Below are 17537 nucleotides of genomic sequence, written 5' to 3' on the forward strand. Positions count from 1 at the left end.
GATTGACGCAAAAAGGCGGTCGCAGTAATATGCGCCCGCATTCGGTGAGTGGCGCAGCCTGGTAGCGCAATACGTTCGGGACGTATGGGTCGGAGGTTCAAATCCTCTCTCACCGACCAATTTTCTCCCGAGTTTTGTCTCACGAATTTCAGGCAAGGCCGGTAAGATACGAGAAAACAGCACGTTATCATGACGCGCTGTTTTTTTTCGTCTGCGGCAAACCCCTGACATGTTTTTGTTTTTTGGTCATGCGGGGGAAACGCGCCGATGGAGTTGCCAAATGTCGATGTTGAATAAACCCGCCCCGTTATGCCCTGTCTGAACTGAAGAATAATCCTAATGTTGACCGAATGTTAATGCTGCCCATCAGCGTCATTTTCGCTTTTCTATTGATTTTAATGAGAAAATGGGTCTTTGATAAAGTAATTCAGTTATTTTGAATGTGTTAAACAAAAATATTTTCTGGACTATTTTATTAATGAGCATTAATATTAATTTATCGAAAGCGAAGAGCTTTCACACTCATAACGATTAACACAGGACATACATCATGAAAAAGACAATCGCAGCACTTGCACTCATCGCAGCTATGGTCGCACCGGCAGTTTCAATGGCCGCTCAGAATGATTACCAGGACTATGCCCATACTTATCCGGTAAGCCAAGGTAACGCAAATCACGTTAATACCGCTGAGTAATAACGTAAAAAACTGATACAAATAATTTCATCATGTCGCCGGCCCCTTGGAGATCTACTTCAAGGGGCCGGTGCTTTTGTGCGTCCGCCCGATCTTTATTGCATTGCGCCCAGCCGATTCAGCATTCCGGCCTCTGCTTCATGCCTTATCGGTGATAGCCGGCGACAGTTGGTCGCCGCCGTTCATTGAGCATGAAGGGCGGCCGGGATGCCGAATAGAGGGTTCAGTCATTACCCTCCCTCACCCGTCAGTTCTCTCACTCATTGCTCGGAATAATTCCACAGCAGTCCCCCGTCGATAACCAGGGTGGAACCGGTGACATAGGCGGAATCCGGTCCGGCAAGGTATGCCACCATGCCGGCCACGTCTTCCGGTTTACCCAGTCGGCCCAGTGGGATATTGCCGATAAGCGCGGTGAGCAGTTCAGGACTGTTCAGCAGCTTGGTGTTAATGGGCGTTTCGATGGCGCCGGGGGCAATGTTATTCACCTGGATGCCATGGGGCGCCAGTTCGATTGCCAGGTTGCGCATCAACATCTTGAGACCGCCTTTGCTGGCGCAATAGGTGCTGAAATGAGGAAACGGCAGCTCCTCATGCACGGAACTGATGTTGATAATTCTCCCCGGACGGTCGGTATCCCGCAGATGCTGCACGAACGCCTGGGTAATAAAGAACGTTCCCTTGAGATCGACGTTGAGCACCGCGTTGTAATCCTCTTCGGTGATGTCCAGAAACGGCGCGTTGTGCTCTATGCCCGCATTGTTCACCAGAATATCGATTTGGCCCATTTGCGCGACGCTATCCTTGATAATGCGTTTGTTGTCGGCCACATCGGCGATATTCCCCGCGTCAATAATGACCCGGCGCCCTAATGCCCTGATTTCCGACAACACTTCTTCAGCGCGACTATCATCGGATCGGTCGACAATAATGATATCGGCGCCTTCACGGGCCAGGCGCACCGCGATGGCTTTACCAATACCCTGGGCGCTGCCGGTTACCAGCGCGACTTTTCCATCAAGACTCATAGTGCTCTCCCATTCACATTGATCGTTTGCCAAAGAATATTCATGCTCTGTTATTACTTGGACGCGCGCTCCCGGCGCGGGTCCGGGGCCATGACGTTATTTTCATTGACCGCTCATCCGTTGACCGGCGGGTCGGCTCTGGCCTGTGCCTGATGGGTATCGTGACCGTCATAGAGGGTGAGCAGCATACGTACGACGCCGTTGGTCCAGCCGAAACCGTCCTGGAGCGGATATTCACCGCCGCCGCCGCCCTTGGCGCCCGCCGCGCCGGAAATATCATATTTTTCAACCAGCTTGCAGTGCTGCCGGTAATGATCCCCCACGGTATCAAGCCAGCGGGTGGCGATGAGGTTTGCCAGGTCATTTTCGCCGTATCGGCGCAGACCCTGAATGGCCATCCATTGCAACGGCGCCCAACCGTTGGGGTTGTCCCACTGCTGTCCGTTTGCCGACAGGGTGGTCATGATGCCGCCGTCGAACAACAGCCGGGCCGCCAGCGCTTTTGCCATCGCCGCGGCCTGCCTCGGGCTGGCCATGCCGACGAACAGCGGCGCGGCGCAGGCGGCGCAAAGGGCGCAAGGTTGTGACAAACCCCAGTCGTAATCGCGATAGGTTCCGCTTTCGCTATCCCATAACAGACGGTCTATGGCCTCGCGCCGACGGTCGGCCCGGTCGCTGAAGCGCTGCGCCGTCGCCGGATCGCTGGTGTTTTTCGCCAGCTCGGCGATGGTGGTTTCGAGCTTGTACATAAAAGCGTTGAGATCGATGGGCAGTATCGACGTCGTGCGAATGCTGCTGATATCGTCGGCGTCGCCGAACCAGCGAGATGAATAATCCCAGCCGGAGGCGGCCCCTGCCCGCAGTTCACGGTAAACTTCATTGGCCGGCCGGGAGGATTTGCGCGCGGTTTCCACATCTTCAAGGTAGGATTCGTCCCGCGGCGTATCGCGATCGTCCCAATAGCGGTTCAACACGGCGCCGTCGGCCAATTTCACCACATGCCGTTTGGCTTCGCCGGGCATAAGCGCGTCGGCGTCTCCCATCCAGTAGTGGTATTCCCGCAGCAACTGCGGCAGATAATGCTCGGCGAAGTGTAATTCTTCTTTCTCGAACAGCTCCACCATCAAGGCGAATACCGGCGGCTGGGAGCGACTGAGATAATAGGTGCGGTTACCATTGGGAATATGGCCGTAATGATCGATCAGGTAGGCAAAATTATTCGCCATATTGCGCAGCAGATCCCCTCGTCCGCTGGCGGCAAGTCCGAGCATGGTGAAATAGGAATCCCAATAATACATTTCGCCAAAACGCCCTCCCGGCACTACGTAGGGTTCCGGCAGCGGCAACAGCGAAGATTGGGAAGGGTGGTCTTCCGGCCGGCGGATTAATACTTCCCATAAGCCATCAATATGCTCGAGAATATTTTGTTTCGGGTCCGCGATATAGTGACTGGCCTGTATCTCGGGCGGTGCAAAATAGGCTTTGACGAAATCGGCGAGGTTGAAACCGGGATCGGAAGATTGCCGGCGGTAACGCGCCAGAATCTCTTCAGGATCGATTTTAGGCGCACAGTCGACGAAGGTCTTGCTGTCCGGGAAGATGCGTGACATTTGCACCGCCTCAAACAGTTCCCGGTAGCGATCCGCCGGGCTTAATTCATCGGATTTCGGCAGCCCGCTGATATGCGCCGGTTTGGGCTCTTGATGGGCGGTCCGGGGTGAAATGGCATGGCTCGGCACGGCATGGGCCGCGGTGTCTTGCGCTCCGGCTTGATAGGTTGATTTATTAATAATGAATCCCCTTTCTTGCAGGTGAAAATTGACAAAATACGTATATTGGTTCGGCGATGCGGGCATTAATTCAAACGAAGGTTGCCAAACTTTTTAATAGTTCAGCCTGAAGATAATGTCTTTAAAGAATAGTCTGATAAAAAACAATGTAATGACATTTCCTAAAAAATAGATCTTTATCTAACAGGAAAATATATTATTTCCTGAATCAGCTTGACCTGATAAGTATAGTGGGAACTGCGCTCTTTGCCGCAGTCTGGGCACATTATTCGCATTGAGACAAACATACTGCGGGTCTTTTACCTTTAGCGTAATGCGTTGGCAATCTTATATTCAAAAAGTATCTGGGTGTAACTAAACCTATTAATCACTTATCAATGTCATGGTTATTTTAATCCGCCAAATAACGCCGCGGTGTTTCCCCAAGGGTCTTTTTAAACATGGCGATAAAAGCGCTGGGGCTTTGATAACCCAGCGAGTTGGCCAGCACATTGATCGGGCGTCCCTGGGCCAGAGGGGAAATGGCTTCCGCCAGGCGTAACTGTTGACGCCATTGGGAAAAGCCCATGCCGGTTTCGTCGCGGAACAGTCGTGCCAGGGTGCGGGCACTGGCACCGACGGGGTTTCCCCAGTTTTCCAGCGTGTCGTTATTTTCCGGTTCCCCTAACAGTATTTCGCAGACGCCGAGGACCCGCCGATCCCTGCTTCGGACGTACCGGCAATACCGCCGCCGGAACCCGCCGTACCGCCGGTGAAAGCGCCCACGCCCTTGCCTCCGGACACGCCGCCGGACTATCCGCGCCTGGCGCGGCGCAGCCATCAGCAGGGCACGGTCATGCTTAACGTGCCGGTGACCGTCGACGGCGCCGCCAGCGAGGTGAATATCGCGCAAAGCAGCGGCAGCGATGCGCTGGACGACGCGGCGCGGCAGGCGGTGAGACGCTGGCGTTTCATTCCGGCGAAACGCGGCGGCGAGCCGGTTGCCGGCTGGGTGCGCGTGCCTGTGGTATTCCGTCTCGAGGGCTAGTCAGCAACTTTATACATTTTCTTATCACGAGAAGTTATCCTAAGGTGGAATGTTTTATGGATGCTGAGGTGATAGTGAATGGAAGCGCGACGTGTACCAACCGGCTTTAGGATACTGATAGGTATAAGTATATTTGTGCTAACGTTTCTTATGTCTCGACCCTCCACGCCGGTAACTGACGCTGAATATGCTTTTTGGAATACAGTGGCCAGCTACTATGGTGAACATGATGTGGAAGGCTTTGTGGGACTGGCACTGCTGATTGCCTGTCCCATCCTCGCCATCATTGTCTATCAAATTGTCATCAGGCTGGCGGAACGGCTTATTAACGTGTTGATAACGAGTAGGCGGTAATTGATGGTTTTATTGGACGGAACATCGCCTGACGGACAGTTACTGTCATTACTGCATATTTCCGGGCGTAATCCCTCATAGCTGACAGGGGAATGAGTGACGCGGGCCCAGAGGGAATTACAATGGCCGACTTGGATCGCAAGATGTTTTTCAGCCGCTGTTCTGCAAGCCGGCCGCTGTCTGGAGTGTGGTTATGCGTACCTTAATGCAGTTGGCCCGTGATGCCGGAGGGTTATTATTGCTGGCATTGATTGCCAGTGTGGTCAGCGGTTTCAGCAATGCGTCGCTTATCGCTCTGATAAACAAAACCCTCACCGTTGAGGCCGATGGCCTGGCGCTGCTGGGGCGGACCTTTATTGCGCTGACCCTGCTGATGCTTATCACCCGGGTGCTTTCCGAAACGGTATTCATGTATCTCGGCCAGCGCGCCAAAGCCCGGCTGCGTAACGAGGTGGTGGCCCGTATAGGGGAAAATCGCCTTGGGTTCGCTGGGATTTTTACTGATTCATGGCCGGGCGCTGACGTTATTGCGCAGCTCGCGGCGGCGCGAGGATACCCTGCTGCAGCTTTTTCGCGCGCTGTTTGACGGCGTCAAGGAGCTCAAGCTCAATCCTGTGCGCCGCCGGCGTTTTATCAATGGCGACCTGGCGAAAAATATCGAAGCGGTCCGCGTCGAACGTACCCATGATGACGCTTATTTCCCCTTGGCGGACCGGCTAATCAAGCTGGACGCCGGTCAAATAGTATCGGATATCCGCCAGGAGGGTCCGGTATGGGATAACGGCCGGCTCCGCGCCGGGCAGTCCGAAGGTTAACGACGCATGCCCGGCAATAAACCGATATGACTTAGCAATGCCCCGCGCAGGCAGGTCTGGTCAGCCCATGGCGCCATTATTCCCCGTCGCCGCAGGCGCATGAGCGGCTGATGGCCCTGTTTTATTTCATCGATTGCTGAGTGCCTTTTACCGGCGCGCAGTGAGGTGATTGTTTTAACACTTTACCGTCCTGCAATTTACTGTTTAACTCCGCCAGAATTTCCGGATGCGCCAATATATAATTGGCGGCGATTTTGCCTATTTGCGTCTGTTGTTCGGGTGAAAGATCGGTTGTGTAATCGGGAAATTCCGGTGCCGGCACAGGCGATAAAGCCAGTGCCGCCTCGGTGGTCATCAAGCACATTACTATCAAACATGTCTTAATAAACAGGTTTTTCATTTTCGTCGTCCTCAAGGACCTGACGCCGGCATAGACCGGAAGAGCGTCCGCCGCATTCATTTATTTCACCGATGGCAGCGGATAACCCTTTACGTATGGTTTATTACCATCACGCCCGCCCGCCACAGGCTTCTTCTAATTTATATTAAAATAACGAGTCATATTCATTTTTTTTATATTTCTTAAATCACCGATATTTTATGGTGATAAAATAGATATTCCCCCGCGAGGAATATTTTCCATCAACGCATTATGATAAACATAATCGGTGTGAAATAAAAAAGTCGTAAAAATTGCCCTTGGGAGTATAAATTTTTTGTATATGAGGTGCAGGCTGAATAAAAGACATCTTAATCGATGCTATTGGGAATAGAGACTATTTTTATATTATTTTTACACGCCGCGCCATTAATTTTACACGGCCTTTTCATACAAAACTTTACACTTAGTCCTACTTCAATTCCCTTGTGGAGACGCACTGTGAATCTTTCTCTGATAACCGGCATTGTGCTGGTTTTTTTATTGCTGGGCTATTTGGTTTATGCCCTGGTTAAGGCGGAGGAGTTCTGATGGCTGCCAGCGCATTTTTATTGCTTGCCGGTTATATGGTGGTGTTGATGATCCTGGCCCGTCCTTTGGGCCGGGGACTGACGGGATTGATTAATGACAGGCCGGCGCCGGGTTTCGCCGGCGTTGAGCGGCTGTTATGGCGCGTATGCGGCGTCGGCACCAACAGTATGCGGTGGCGCGGATATTTAACCGCCGTGCTGTTGTTTAACGCACTGGGCATTCTGATCCTGTTCGCCCTCTTGATGTTTCAGGGTGTCTTGCCGTTAAACCCCCAGCACTTGCCCGGCCTGTCCTGGGATTTGGCGCTCAATACCGCCATTAGTTTTGCCACCAATACCGACTGGCAATCCTATGGCGGTGAAAGCACCATGAGTTATTTCAGCCAGATGGCGGGATTAACGGTGCAGAACTTTTTTTCCGCGGCCACCGGTATCGCCGTCGCCTTCGCCTTGATCCGGGGGTTCGCCAATCGTTCAATGGCGACACTGGGCAACGCCTGGCGGGATATGTTCCGTATCACCCTCTATGTGCTGTTGCCGATTTCGCTGATTATCGCCCTGATATTCATCAGCCAGGGCAGCCCGCAGAATTGGGCGGATTACCTGCAGATACACACCCTTGAAGGCGTGAAGCAAACCCTGCCCATGGGGCCGGTGGCCTCGCAGGAAGCCATCAAGATGCTGGGCACCAACGGCGGCGGCTTTTTTAATGTGAATTCCGCTCATCCGTTCGAAAACCCCAATGCCCTGACCAATTTTGTTCAAATGATCGCCATCTTCCTGATTCCCGCCGCGCTCTGCTTCGCTTTTGGCGATGGGGTCCGCGATCGGCGCCAGGGACACGCGCTGCTGTGGGCCATGTCGGTGATGTTTATCGTGGCGGCGGCGGCGGTGATGTGGGCTGAAGTAAACGGTAATCCGCATTTGCTGGCCCTCGGCGCCGACAGCGCCCTCAATATGGAGGGCAAGGAGACCCGGTTCGGTATCCTCAATTCCAGCCTGTTTGCCACCATCACGACGGCGGCGTCCTGCGGGGCGGTGAACGCCATGCACGACTCCTTTACTGCCCTGGGCGGTATGGTGCCGATGTGGCTGATTCAATTGGGGGAAGTGATATTCGGCGGCGTGGGCTCCGGCTTATACGGCATGCTGCTGTTCGTGCTGCTGGCGGTGTTTATCGCCGGGCTGATGATTGGCCGTACGCCGGAATATCTCGGTAAAAAAATCAACGTGTGGGAAATGAAAATGACCGCCCTGGCGATCCTTATCACCCCGTCGCTGGCACTGCTGGGCACGGCGCTGGCCATGATGACCGCCGCCGGCCGCGCCGGAATGTCGAATCCCGGCACCCATGGTTTTAGCGAAGTGCTCTATGCCGTCTCCTCCGCCGCCAATAATAACGGCAGCGCCTTTGCCGGCCTGAGCACCAACACGCCGTTCTGGAACATGCTGTTGGCGGTGTGCATGCTGCTGGGCCGCTATGCGTTCATCGTGCCGGTGATGGCTATTGCCGGTTCGCTGGCGGTGAAAAAAATACAGCCGGTGGGCAACGGAACCTTGCCGACGCACGGTGTGCTGTTTATTTCGCTGCTGATCGGTACGGTGATGCTGGTGGGCGCGCTGACCTTTATCCCCGCCCTGGCGCTCGGCCCGATCGCGGAACATCTGCAACTGTTTGGTCATTAATCGCCGGAGAAACTTTCCATGAGTCGTAATCAAAAGACCTTGTTTGACGCGGCGTTAGTGCGTGTCGCCATTGTAGATGCCTTTAAAAAGCTGGATCCGCGGGTGCAGTTCCGCAATCCGGTGATGTTTGTGGTGTACCTGGGCAGTATTTTGACCACGCTGCTGGCCATGGCGATGGCGGCGAAGCTGACCGCCGGATCCGCCGGTTTTTCGGCGGCCATCTCCGTTTGGCTGTGGTTTACCGTGCTGTTCGCCAATTTTGCCGAAGCGCTGGCGGAAGGACGCAGTAAGGCCCAGGCGGAAAGCCTGCGAGGGGTACAAAAAAGCAGTTGGGCCAAAAAGCTCGCCAGCCCCCATTACAATGCCGAACAGCAGAAAGTGGCGGCGGATTCACTGCGCAAAGGGGACGTGGTGCTGTCGGAAGCGGGGGATATCATCCCTTGCGACGGTGAGGTACTGGAAGGGGGAGCTTCAGTGGATGAGAGCGCCATCACCGGTGAATCCGCACCGGTGATCCGCGAGGCGGGGGGGGATTTTGCCTCCGTTACCGGCGGGACGCGTATTTTGTCCGACTGGCTGGTGATTCGCTGCAGCGTTAACCCCGGCGAGACCTTCCTTGACCGTATGATTGCCATGGTGGAGGGGGCCAAGCGCCGCAAAACCCCCAATGAGATCGCCCTGACCATCTTGCTGGTGGCGCTGACTATTGTGTTATTCCTGGCTACCGCCACCCTTTGGCCTTTTTCAGCCTGGGGCGGCGAACCGGTAAGCGTCACGGTGCTGGTGGCTCTGGTGGTGTGCCTGATCCCCACCACCATCGGCGGTTTGCTGTCCGCCATCGGCGTGGCCGGGATGAGCCGGATGCTGGGGGCCAATGTGATTGCCACCAGCGGCCGCGCCGTCGAGGCGGCGGGTGATATCGATGTTTTGCTGCTGGACAAAACCGGCACCATCACCCTGGGGAATCGCCAGGCCACCCGGTTCATCCCGGCGCCGGGGGTGAGTGAGCAACAGCTGGCCACCTCAGCGCAGCTGGCGTCCCTGGCGGATGAAACGCCGGAGGGCCGCAGTATCGTGGTGCTGGCGAAACAGAAATTCAATTTGCGGGAGCTTGATATACAACGTCTGGATGCCACCTTTGTCCCCTTCTCGGCCCAGACCCGCATGAGCGGGGTGAATTTACAGAAGCGCATGATCCGCAAAGGGGCGGTGGATTCCATTCGCCGGCATATCGAGTCCAACGGCGGCCGATTCCCCGCCGACGTGACCCGGATGGTGGAAGAGGTGGCGCGCGGCGGCGGCACGCCCCTGGTGGTGTCGGAAGATGCCCGGGTGATGGGGGTGGTGGCGCTGAAGGATATCGTCAAGGGCGGCATTAAAGAGCGTTTCGCCGAACTGCGCCGCATGGGCATCAAGACGGTGATGATAACCGGCGACAACCCGTTGACCGCGGCGGCAATCGCCGCCGAGGCGGGGGTGGATGATTTCCTGTCGGAAGCCACGCCGGAAGCCAAGCTGGCGCTGATCCGGCAATATCAGGCCGAGGGGCGGCTGGTGGCGATGACCGGCGACGGCACCAATGACGCCCCGGCCCTGGCCCAGGCGGACGTGGCGGTGGCCATGAACTCAGGTACCCAGGCGGCCAAGGAGGCGGGCAATATGGTGGATCTGGATTCAAATCCCACCAAATTGCTGGAAGTGGTGCACATCGGCAAACAGATGCTGATGACGCGCGGTTCGCTGACCACGTTCAGTATCGCCAATGACGTCGCCAAGTATTTCGCCATTATCCCGGCGGCATTTGCCGTGACCTATCCGGAGCTGAACCGGCTGAATGTGATGCACCTGCATTCCCCCGGTTCGGCGATATTGTCGGCGGTGATCTTTAACGCGCTGGTGATTGTGTTCCTGATCCCCCTGGCGCTAAAGGGAATAAGTTATCGCCCGATGAGCGCCGCCGCGCTGTTGCGCCGTAATTTGCTGATTTATGGCGTGGGCGGCCTGTTGGTGCCTTTCGTCGGCATCAAACTTATTGATATTGTGCTGACCGTCGCGGGCCTGGCCTAAAAAGAGGAATTATGATGAGTCAATTACGTCCCGCCGTGCTGTTGATGATTTTGCTGACGCTGATTACCGGCGCGGTTTACCCCCTGCTCACCGGCGCGCTGGGGCAGTGGTGGTTCCCCGACCAGGCGCAGGGGTCGCTGCTGGATATCGGCGGCGAAATACGCGGTTCTTCCCTGATCGGCCAATCATTTGTCCGTCCGGAATATTTTCAGGGCCGTCCGTCCGCCACGTCGGATGGCTCCTATAATGCATTGGCGTCCTCAGGCAGTAACCTGGCGGCAAGCAATCCGGCGTTGGATACGGCGATTAAGCAACGGGTAGCCGACCTGCGCGCCGCCAATCCCCTGGCCGCCCCGCCGGTCCCGGTGGATTTGGTTACCGCTTCCGGCAGCGGGCTCGACCCGGATATATCTCCCGCCGCCGCGCAGTGGCAGGCGCAGCGTGTGGCAACGGCGCGCCGTTTGCCCCTTGAACAGGTGCAACGGTTGATCGAAGAAAATACTTCCCGTCCGCCGCTGTATTTCCTCGGCGATCCGACGGTGAATGTACTGGAACTGAATATCGCGCTGGATTCCGTTCCGCGGCCATAATGGGATGCCCCCATTTCCATCAGCCAGCAAGGAGCCCGCATGAACGAGGAACAACAGCGTCCCGATCCCGATGCGCTGTTATTGCAAGCCGGCAATCAGCGCCGGGGTAAACTGAAAGTCTATTTCGGCGCCTGCGCCGGGGTGGGTAAAACCTGGGCGATGCTGCAGGAGGCTCGTCGTCTGCGTGCCCAGGGACTGGATGTTCTGGTGGGGGTAGTGGAAACCCACGGACGGGCGGAAACCGCGGCGCAGCTTGAAGGGCTTGCGGTTCTGCCCAGGCGGGCCGCCGGGCGTCACCAGCATCAGGAGTTCGATCTGGATGCGGCGCTGGCCCGCCGTCCGGCGGTGATCCTGATGGATGAACTGGCGCATACCAATGCCCGCGGTTCCCGTCATCCGAAGCGTTGGCAGGATGTTGACGAACTGCTGAACGCCGGTATCGATGTTATCACCACGGTTAATGTCCAGCATCTGGAAAGCCTGAACGATATCGTCAGCGGCGTTACCGGCATCCGGGTAAGGGAAACCGTGCCGGATCCCTTTTTTGATTCCGCCGATGAAGTGGTGCTGGTGGATTTGCCCCCCGACGATCTGCTGCAGCGGCTGAAAGAGGGCAAGGTGTATATCGGCGATCGCGCCGAACGGGCCATTGAGAATTTTTTCCGTAAAGGCAACCTGTTTGCCCTGCGGGAACTGGCGTTGCGCCGCACCGCCGATCGGGTCGACTTACAAATGCGCGCCTGGCGGGATGTTCAGGGCCGGGAAAAGGTCTGGCATACCCGGGACGCCATCTTGCTGTGCATCGGCAATAACGCCGGCAGCGAAAAACTGGTGCGCACCGCGGCCCGGCTGGCGGCCAAGCTCGGCAGCGTTTGGCACGCGGTGTATGTGGAAACCCCGGTTTCGCACCGTCTGTCTGAACCGCGCCGCCGCAATATCCTGCGTACCCTGCGTTTGGCCCAGGATCTCGGGGCGGAAACGGCCACCCTGTCGGATCCCGATGAAGTCAAGGCGGTGCTGCGTTACGCCCGGGAGCATAACCTCGGTAAAATCATCATCGGCCGACGACCGGTGCGGCGCTGGCGGCGGGACAGTTTCGCCGACAGGCTGGGGCGGCTCGGCCTGGACCTTGATCTGGTGATCGTTGCCCTGGACGAGCGGGTCGAAGCCGCCCCCGGTCCGCTGTTGGATAATCGGTCGTTTATCGATAAATGGCGAGTGCAGGTTCGGGGCTGCCTGGCGGCGGTGCTGCTGTGCGCGCTGATTACCCTCGGCGGCAAATGGCTGCTGCCCGGCGTGGATGCCGTTAACCTGGCGATGATTTATCTGCTGGGGGTGGTGCTGGTGGCCCTGCGCTACGGCCGCTGGCCTTCGGTGGTGGCGACGATGCTGAACATCGTGGTTTTCGACATGGTGTTTGTCGCCCCCACCGGCACCCTGGCGGTGTCGGACGTGCAGTATCTGGTCACCTTCGGCGTGATGCTGGCGGTGGGTATCATCATCGGCAATCTGACGGCGGGGGTCCGCTATCAGGCCCGGGTGGCACGCTATCGGGAACAGCGGGCCCGGCATCTGTACGAAATGTCCCGTGCGTTGAGCAGCGCACGGGGGATGAACGATATCGTCGCCACCTGCCAGCGGATTATCAATATTACCTTGCAGGCGCGCAGCGAGCTGTTATTACCCCAGGAAAACGGAGAACTCAGCACGGTGGGTGAAGCAAACCTCTCCTCGATTCCCGACCGCGCCATCGCCCGTTGGAGCTTTGACCGGGGCCTGCCCGCAGGCGCCGGTACGGATACGCTGCCGGGGGTTCCCTGGCAGATGCTGCCGCTCAAAATCTCCGGCGCCGCCCTCGGCCTGCTGGTGATTGAGCCGGCGAATCTGCGCCAGTTGATGATCCCCGAACAGCAACGCATGCTGGAAACCTTCACCGTGCTGCTTGCCGGGGCGCTGGAGCGTATGGAACTCACCCGGCGCGAAGAGCGCGCCCGGCTGTCCGCCGAACGTGAAGAGCTGCGCAATTCTCTGCTGGCGGCCTTGTCCCATGATTTGCGCACGCCGTTAACGGTGCTGTTCGGCCAGTCAGAGATACTGACGCTGGATTTGGCGGCGGACGGTTCGAAATATGCGCCGCAGGCCAGCCAGATTCGTCAGCAGACCCTGAGCACCATTCGTCTGGTGAATAATCTGCTGGATATGGCGCGGATTCAGTCGGGGGGCATTAACCTGCGCACGGAGTGGGTGGCGCTGGAAGAAGTGGTGGGCGGCACGTTGAAAATCATGGAACCGTTGCTGAACGGACGCCAGGTCCAGCTCGATCTGCCGGACCAACTGCTGCTGATTAACGCCGACGGCCCGTTGTTGGAACGGGTTTTCAACAACCTGCTGGAGAATGCCCTGAAATACGCCGGCGCGAATGCGCAGTTGGGTATCCGGGCCGAACAGCATCAGGATCGTCTGGACATTGAGGTTTGGGACAGCGGCCCCGGTATTCCGGAGGGACAGGAAACCGCCATTTTTGAAAAGTTCGCCCGCGGCAATAAAGAGTCGGCGGTCCCCGGCGTGGGATTGGGGCTGGCCATTTGCAAAGCCATCGTCGAAATGCACGGCGGGCATATCCGCGCCGGCAACCGGCCGGAAGGGGGCGCCTGTTTTTATATTCAATTGCCCATGGGACAACCGCCCGTCATGCCGGACGAGCCGGACGAGCCGGAGAAAGCGTCGACGGCGGAGTGATTAATTCCCGGAAGCGCGCCGGTATCGGTCCCGGGACGTAGCCCTCCATCGGGGGGGAAGTGTACGGCGAGAGTGGACCCGCATCCGGCCCGCGCGTCTAATGATTGTTCCCGGCAAGGCGGCGCCGGGGCACCGCCTTGCCCCGCCACAGGGTGACGCTGTCATCCGGCAGGACCAGCCCGTCGCAGGTCATGATGCCCTCCCCCTCCAGCCGTTGCCAAGCCACCCCGGACAGCAACGGCGACCAGGGCAACGCCGTTTGTCCGCCCTCGCCGCGCTGCATTGCCACCAGGATCCGTTCTTGTTGATAGACGCGGGCAAATACCAGCAGATCTTGCCGGGCCAGCACTATCTGGCATCCGCCGTAGCGTAGCGCCGGGCTGTCATGGCGCAGCCAGGCCAGGCGACGGTATAGCGCCAGCAGCTCCTGGTCCTGATCCGCCTCACGCCAGGGGAAGGGTTTACGGCAAAAGGGGTCGTTGCCGCCGTCCAATCCCACTTCATCACCGTAATAGATACAGGGCGCCCCCGGCCAGCAGAACAGCCAGACCACACCCAGCGGCAGGCGCCGGCGATGAGGGCCGAGCACCGTGATAAACCGGGGAGTATCGTGGCTGTCCAATTGATTGAACATACGCAGCTGCTGCTGATGGGACAAACCGGCGCGATACTCCTCCAGCCACTGGGCGCACTCCTGCGCCGTCAGGGATACCGGATGGCCGGCAATATCCTTGCCGGCCAGAAAGGCCCAGATCGGCAGGGTGAAGCCGCGATAGTTCATCGCGGCGTCCTCCGCGTCCGCCTGCAGCCAGGGGCGGGCGTCGCCGAAATGTTCCCCCACGATATAGGATTGCGGGTTTACCGATTTTGCCGCCCGGGTGATGCCGTCGATATGGTGCAAATTGTTTTTTGATCCGCCGGATTCTCCCAGCATATGCGCCACGTCCAGCCGCCAGCCGTCTATTTGCCAGGGGGGACGCAGCCAGTGGCGCACCACGCTGTCCCGGCCGCTGTAGATTTCGTGCACCAGCGGGGAAGCGGCGTAATCGAGCTTCGGCAGGTTGGCATGGCCTTTCCAGTCCAGCGCCTCGCCTTCGGCGGTAAAGCTGTACCATTGCCGGTGGAGTGAATCGGGGTGATGACAGGCGCCGCTATCCTCCTGGTCATGACGATCGAACCAGGGGTGGGTTTCGCCGGTATGGTTAAATACCCCGTCCAGGATCAGGCGCATTTTAAGCCGCTGGGTGGCCTTGCGCAGCCGCAGCAGCGCCCGATCGCCGCCAAACCGGTGATCCACATGCCGGTAATCGGCGGTATCGTACTTATGAACGCTGGGGGCGGAAAATATCGGGTTAAAATACAGGGCGGTCACGCCGAGCCGGGTCAGCCAGGGCAGCTTCGCCACCACGCCGGGCAGATCGCCGCCGAAAAAGGTTGCGGCGCTGCCTTGTTGGTCAAATTCTTGCCCCCAGCCGTGGGCGCATGCCGTCGACGGCTCCCCCGGCTGAAGATCGTTATCCACCGCCGCTACCGCCTGATGGAGACCGTGGCTATCCGTTGCAGCCAGCGCCTGATGGGGACCGTGGCTATCCGTTGCAGCCAGCGCCTGATGGAAACCCTGGTTATCGGCCGCTGCCATCGCTGGGTGGGATCTGTGATTGTCGGCCGCCGCTATCGTCTGATCGGAACCGTCGTTATCGCTTGGCGCCGCGGCTTGACGGACTGCTCCCGGCTCAGCTGGCCCTGAACGCGCTTCGGTGATCGGCATGCCCCGTTCATCGGGGCCGCCGTGATGTGCACCGGCGGCGAAGCGGTCGGTGAAAATCTGGTAGAACACCTGATCCGCCACCCATTGTGGTCCCTCATCGGGCAGATCAACGGCAAATTGCGACATCTGCCCCGGCGGCGCGGCGTTCCAACCCAGCGGCGTGAACCAGCGCTGGCTCTCTGGCCAGAGCAATTTGAAACAGTAACGCCGGCGCGGCTGCCCGGTGTCCAAGGGAATCTCGGTACGGTATCGCCGATAGCGGAGGCCGGACTGCTCCGGCAGAAGCTGCATGGGAAGGAGCCACTCTTCATTGTCCTGCTCATAACGCAACAGCGCGGCATCCGGCAGTTCATCTCCCGCCAGCCACAGAGTGAGGATAAGATGCCGGTTGCGCTTTTGAAGAAAAGGTGCCACCGGAAGATGCCAGGCCTGCAACATACATAACCCTCTTTTTGATGCCTAAAACAACCTACTTTGCCATATACCGATCGGTTCTCCCTCCTCTCCCCTGCTCGCAAACAGGGGGGAGCCGGGGGGATGAGGAGGGGCAGGCCCGCGATCACCGGAATCTGAACCGGGTGTGTTAAAGGGAGAGCATGCCGAAGGGGTCGAAGCGGGCATGGTTTTTCTGCCCGCCCGAGCGCCCCTTGGCATGATAGGCCCGCGATCACCGGAACCTGGACCGGGTGTGTTAAAGGGAGAGCATGCCGAAGGGGCCGAAGCGGGCATGGTTTTTCTGCCCGCCCGAGCGCCCCTTGGCATGGTAGGCCCGCGATCACCGGAACCTGAACCGGGCCTGGTAAAGGGAGAGCATGCCGAAGGGGTCGAAGCGGGCATGGTTTTTCTGCCCGCCCGAGCGCCCCTTGGCATGGTAGGCCCGCGATCACCGGAGCCTGAACCGGGTGTGTTAAAGGGAGAGCATGCCGAAGGGGTCGAAGCGGGCATGATTTTTCTGCCCGCCCGAGCGCCCCTTGGCATGGTAGGCCCGCCATCACCTAAGCTGGACCGAGCCTGTTAAAAGGAGAGATCCACCACCAGGTTATCGCTATAGGTGCCGGGGGGCGGCGTGGCCTGACCGGATAAAATTTCGGCCACATAGTTATAGGAGCGCAGGGTACCGTCGCTGCTGACGCCACTGGCCAGGCTGCTGGACCAGCGATCGCCCCCGGTGTCGCCCCAGCGGTTGCCGCCGCTGCCTTTAAAAATATCATAGCTGATAAGAGAACCGCCGTTGGCCATGTTCCGGACATTGTTCACCGCATTGTTGCCGTTATTCAGCCCAACGGTATAGTTGCTGCCTTTGGTGCAAATCACCGTAATCGTCTGGGATACGGTACTGAATGCGGTCACCAGGGGCGCGTTACCGAAGTTGATATTGGGGGCGGTAATGGTGATGCAGTCGTTGGTAATAGCAAGGCTGACGGTCATGGGCTCCACCGCGGAACCAGACTGAAGGCCGCCGGGCATGCACTGGCCCGCGGCGCCGATGCCGGTACAAATCGCATAACTGGTGAGCACGTTCAGGGTGCCGATATAGCTGCCGGCGGCCACGTTCTGGCCGGTAAGGGTGCGGATATAAAGCGGAAGGGAGAAATTTAATCCCCCCATCAGCCCGATCAGGTTTACCAATTGGCCCGAATTAAAGCTGACCGGCGGACCGTTCACCGTCAGCTCGGTCGAACAGTTGGCGGTGGAGCACAGCTGAATCGGGATGCCGTCGTTGCCGTTATCATGTTTTAACACCGCCCGGCCGCCGCTGATATTGGTGGCGCCGGTCAGCTGTAGCCGAATGTAATTATTGCCCAGCAGCGACAGGGTACTGCCTGAACCGCAGTTGAGATTGATATTGCCGCTGGTGGAGGAAACACTGCTGTTAACGGTAAAGGATGTCACCGTGCCCAGGCCGGCGGATGACGGCGGCAGTTGGCAGGCGCCCTGGGCGCGCCAGCACAGGACGATACAAAGCATCATCAGGGCGGATAACCCTAAGCGGGTCATAACGGGCTC

General features: G+C 58.0%; 17 protein-coding genes and 1 tRNA gene. 12 read left to right on the top strand and 6 right to left on the bottom strand.

Annotated elements, in window-relative coordinates:
* Positions 1–42 precede the first annotated feature (42 nt).
* Together HB631_RS11450 and HB631_RS11455 are read left to right on the top strand one after the other, a co-directional pair.
* Positions 43–119: transfer RNA gene (locus HB631_RS11450), tRNA-Pro, on the top strand.
* 431 nt (positions 120–550) lie between these two features.
* The gene (locus HB631_RS11455; RefSeq protein WP_213991290.1) at positions 551–697 is read left to right on the top strand and encodes a hypothetical protein; all 147 of its coding nucleotides are present in this window, start codon (positions 551–553) and stop codon (positions 695–697) included.
* A gap of 260 nt (positions 698–957) precedes the next feature.
* On the opposite strand, the gene HB631_RS11460 is transcribed toward HB631_RS11455, so the two are convergent.
* From HB631_RS11460 to HB631_RS11470, 3 genes are all read right to left on the bottom strand, one after another.
* Positions 958–1725, bottom strand: a complete 768-nt coding sequence (locus HB631_RS11460) for a 3-oxoacyl-ACP reductase family protein (protein WP_213991291.1) — start codon at positions 1723–1725, stop codon at positions 958–960.
* 113 nt (positions 1726–1838) lie between these two features.
* Entirely contained in the window at positions 1839–3464 is a 1626-nt protein-coding gene (gene treF / locus HB631_RS11465; protein WP_345945709.1) for an alpha,alpha-trehalase TreF, read from the bottom strand.
* A gap of 442 nt (positions 3465–3906) precedes the next feature.
* Positions 3907–4335 (bottom strand): AraC family transcriptional regulator, encoded by a 429-nt coding sequence (locus tag HB631_RS11470; protein WP_213991293.1) that lies wholly within the window; start codon positions 4333–4335, stop codon positions 3907–3909.
* On the opposite strand from HB631_RS11470, the gene HB631_RS11475 reads away from it, so the two are divergent.
* From HB631_RS11475 to HB631_RS11490, 4 genes are all read left to right on the top strand, one after another.
* Positions 4267–4542 carry a TonB family protein gene (locus HB631_RS11475; RefSeq protein WP_213991470.1) on the top strand — a complete coding sequence of 92 codons (276 nt, stop codon included), beginning with the start codon at positions 4267–4269 and terminating at the stop codon, positions 4540–4542. The two genes, HB631_RS11470 and HB631_RS11475, sit on opposite strands and share 69 nt — an antisense overlap.
* Before the next feature lie 204 nt (positions 4543–4746).
* Positions 4747–4896 carry a hypothetical protein gene (locus tag HB631_RS27000; protein ID WP_255556936.1) on the top strand — a complete coding sequence of 50 codons (150 nt, stop codon included), beginning with the start codon at positions 4747–4749 and terminating at the stop codon, positions 4894–4896.
* Positions 4897–5089: 193 nt separating this feature from the next.
* On the top strand, positions 5090–5482 hold the full coding sequence (locus HB631_RS11485) for a hypothetical protein (protein WP_213991295.1): 393 nt from the start codon (positions 5090–5092) through the stop codon (positions 5480–5482).
* Entirely contained in the window at positions 5424–5711 is a 288-nt protein-coding gene (locus HB631_RS11490) for a hypothetical protein (RefSeq protein WP_213991296.1), read from the top strand. The genes HB631_RS11485 and HB631_RS11490 overlap by 59 nt, the downstream gene beginning before the upstream one ends.
* Positions 5712–5832: 121 nt before the next feature.
* Here the strand turns inward: HB631_RS11490 and HB631_RS11495 are convergent, their stop codons facing one another.
* Positions 5833–6111 (bottom strand): hypothetical protein, encoded by a 279-nt coding sequence (locus HB631_RS11495; RefSeq protein WP_255556937.1) that lies wholly within the window; start codon positions 6109–6111, stop codon positions 5833–5835.
* A gap of 480 nt (positions 6112–6591) precedes the next feature.
* On the opposite strand from HB631_RS11495, the gene kdpF reads away from it, so the two are divergent.
* The 5 genes from kdpF to kdpD are packed head-to-tail and all read left to right on the top strand — an operon-like array spanning position 6592 to position 13762.
* Positions 6592–6681, top strand: coding sequence for a K(+)-transporting ATPase subunit F (kdpF, locus tag HB631_RS27295; protein WP_213991297.1), 90 nt, complete (start codon positions 6592–6594; stop codon positions 6679–6681).
* Entirely contained in the window at positions 6681–8366 is a 1686-nt protein-coding gene (kdpA, locus tag HB631_RS11505) for a potassium-transporting ATPase subunit KdpA (protein WP_213991298.1), read from the top strand. Before kdpF ends, kdpA begins: the two co-directional genes overlap by 1 nt.
* A gap of 18 nt (positions 8367–8384) precedes the next feature.
* A complete protein-coding gene (gene kdpB, locus HB631_RS11510) occupies positions 8385–10433 on the top strand; it encodes a potassium-transporting ATPase subunit KdpB (RefSeq protein ID WP_213991299.1) in 2049 nt (682 codons plus the stop codon).
* 14 nt (positions 10434–10447) lie between these two features.
* A complete protein-coding gene (kdpC, locus tag HB631_RS11515) occupies positions 10448–11023 on the top strand; it encodes a potassium-transporting ATPase subunit KdpC (RefSeq protein WP_213991456.1) in 576 nt (191 codons plus the stop codon).
* Between the two features lie 39 nt (positions 11024–11062).
* Positions 11063–13762, top strand: a complete 2700-nt coding sequence (gene kdpD / locus HB631_RS11520; RefSeq protein WP_213991300.1) for a two-component system sensor histidine kinase KdpD — start codon at positions 11063–11065, stop codon at positions 13760–13762.
* 97 nt (positions 13763–13859) lie between these two features.
* Here kdpD and malZ read toward each other — a convergent pair whose 3' ends face one another.
* Complete coding sequence (gene malZ, locus HB631_RS11525; RefSeq protein WP_255556939.1) at positions 13860–15968, bottom strand: maltodextrin glucosidase; 2109 nt, start codon at positions 15966–15968, stop codon at positions 13860–13862.
* Positions 15969–16110: 142 nt separating this feature from the next.
* Here malZ and HB631_RS11530 point away from each other — a divergent pair, with 142 nt between their 5' ends.
* Positions 16111–16548 (top strand): hypothetical protein, encoded by a 438-nt coding sequence (locus HB631_RS11530; RefSeq protein ID WP_213991301.1) that lies wholly within the window; start codon positions 16111–16113, stop codon positions 16546–16548.
* Here the strand turns inward: HB631_RS11530 and HB631_RS11535 are convergent.
* Positions 16545–17528 (bottom strand): spore coat U domain-containing protein, encoded by a 984-nt coding sequence (locus HB631_RS11535; protein WP_213991302.1) that lies wholly within the window; start codon positions 17526–17528, stop codon positions 16545–16547. The genes HB631_RS11530 and HB631_RS11535 overlap by 4 nt on opposite strands.
* Positions 17529–17537 lie beyond the last annotated feature (9 nt).

The sequence above is a fragment of the Sodalis sp. dw_96 genome (assembly GCF_018449575.1).
Lineage (GTDB): Bacteria > Pseudomonadota > Gammaproteobacteria > Enterobacterales > Enterobacteriaceae > Acerihabitans.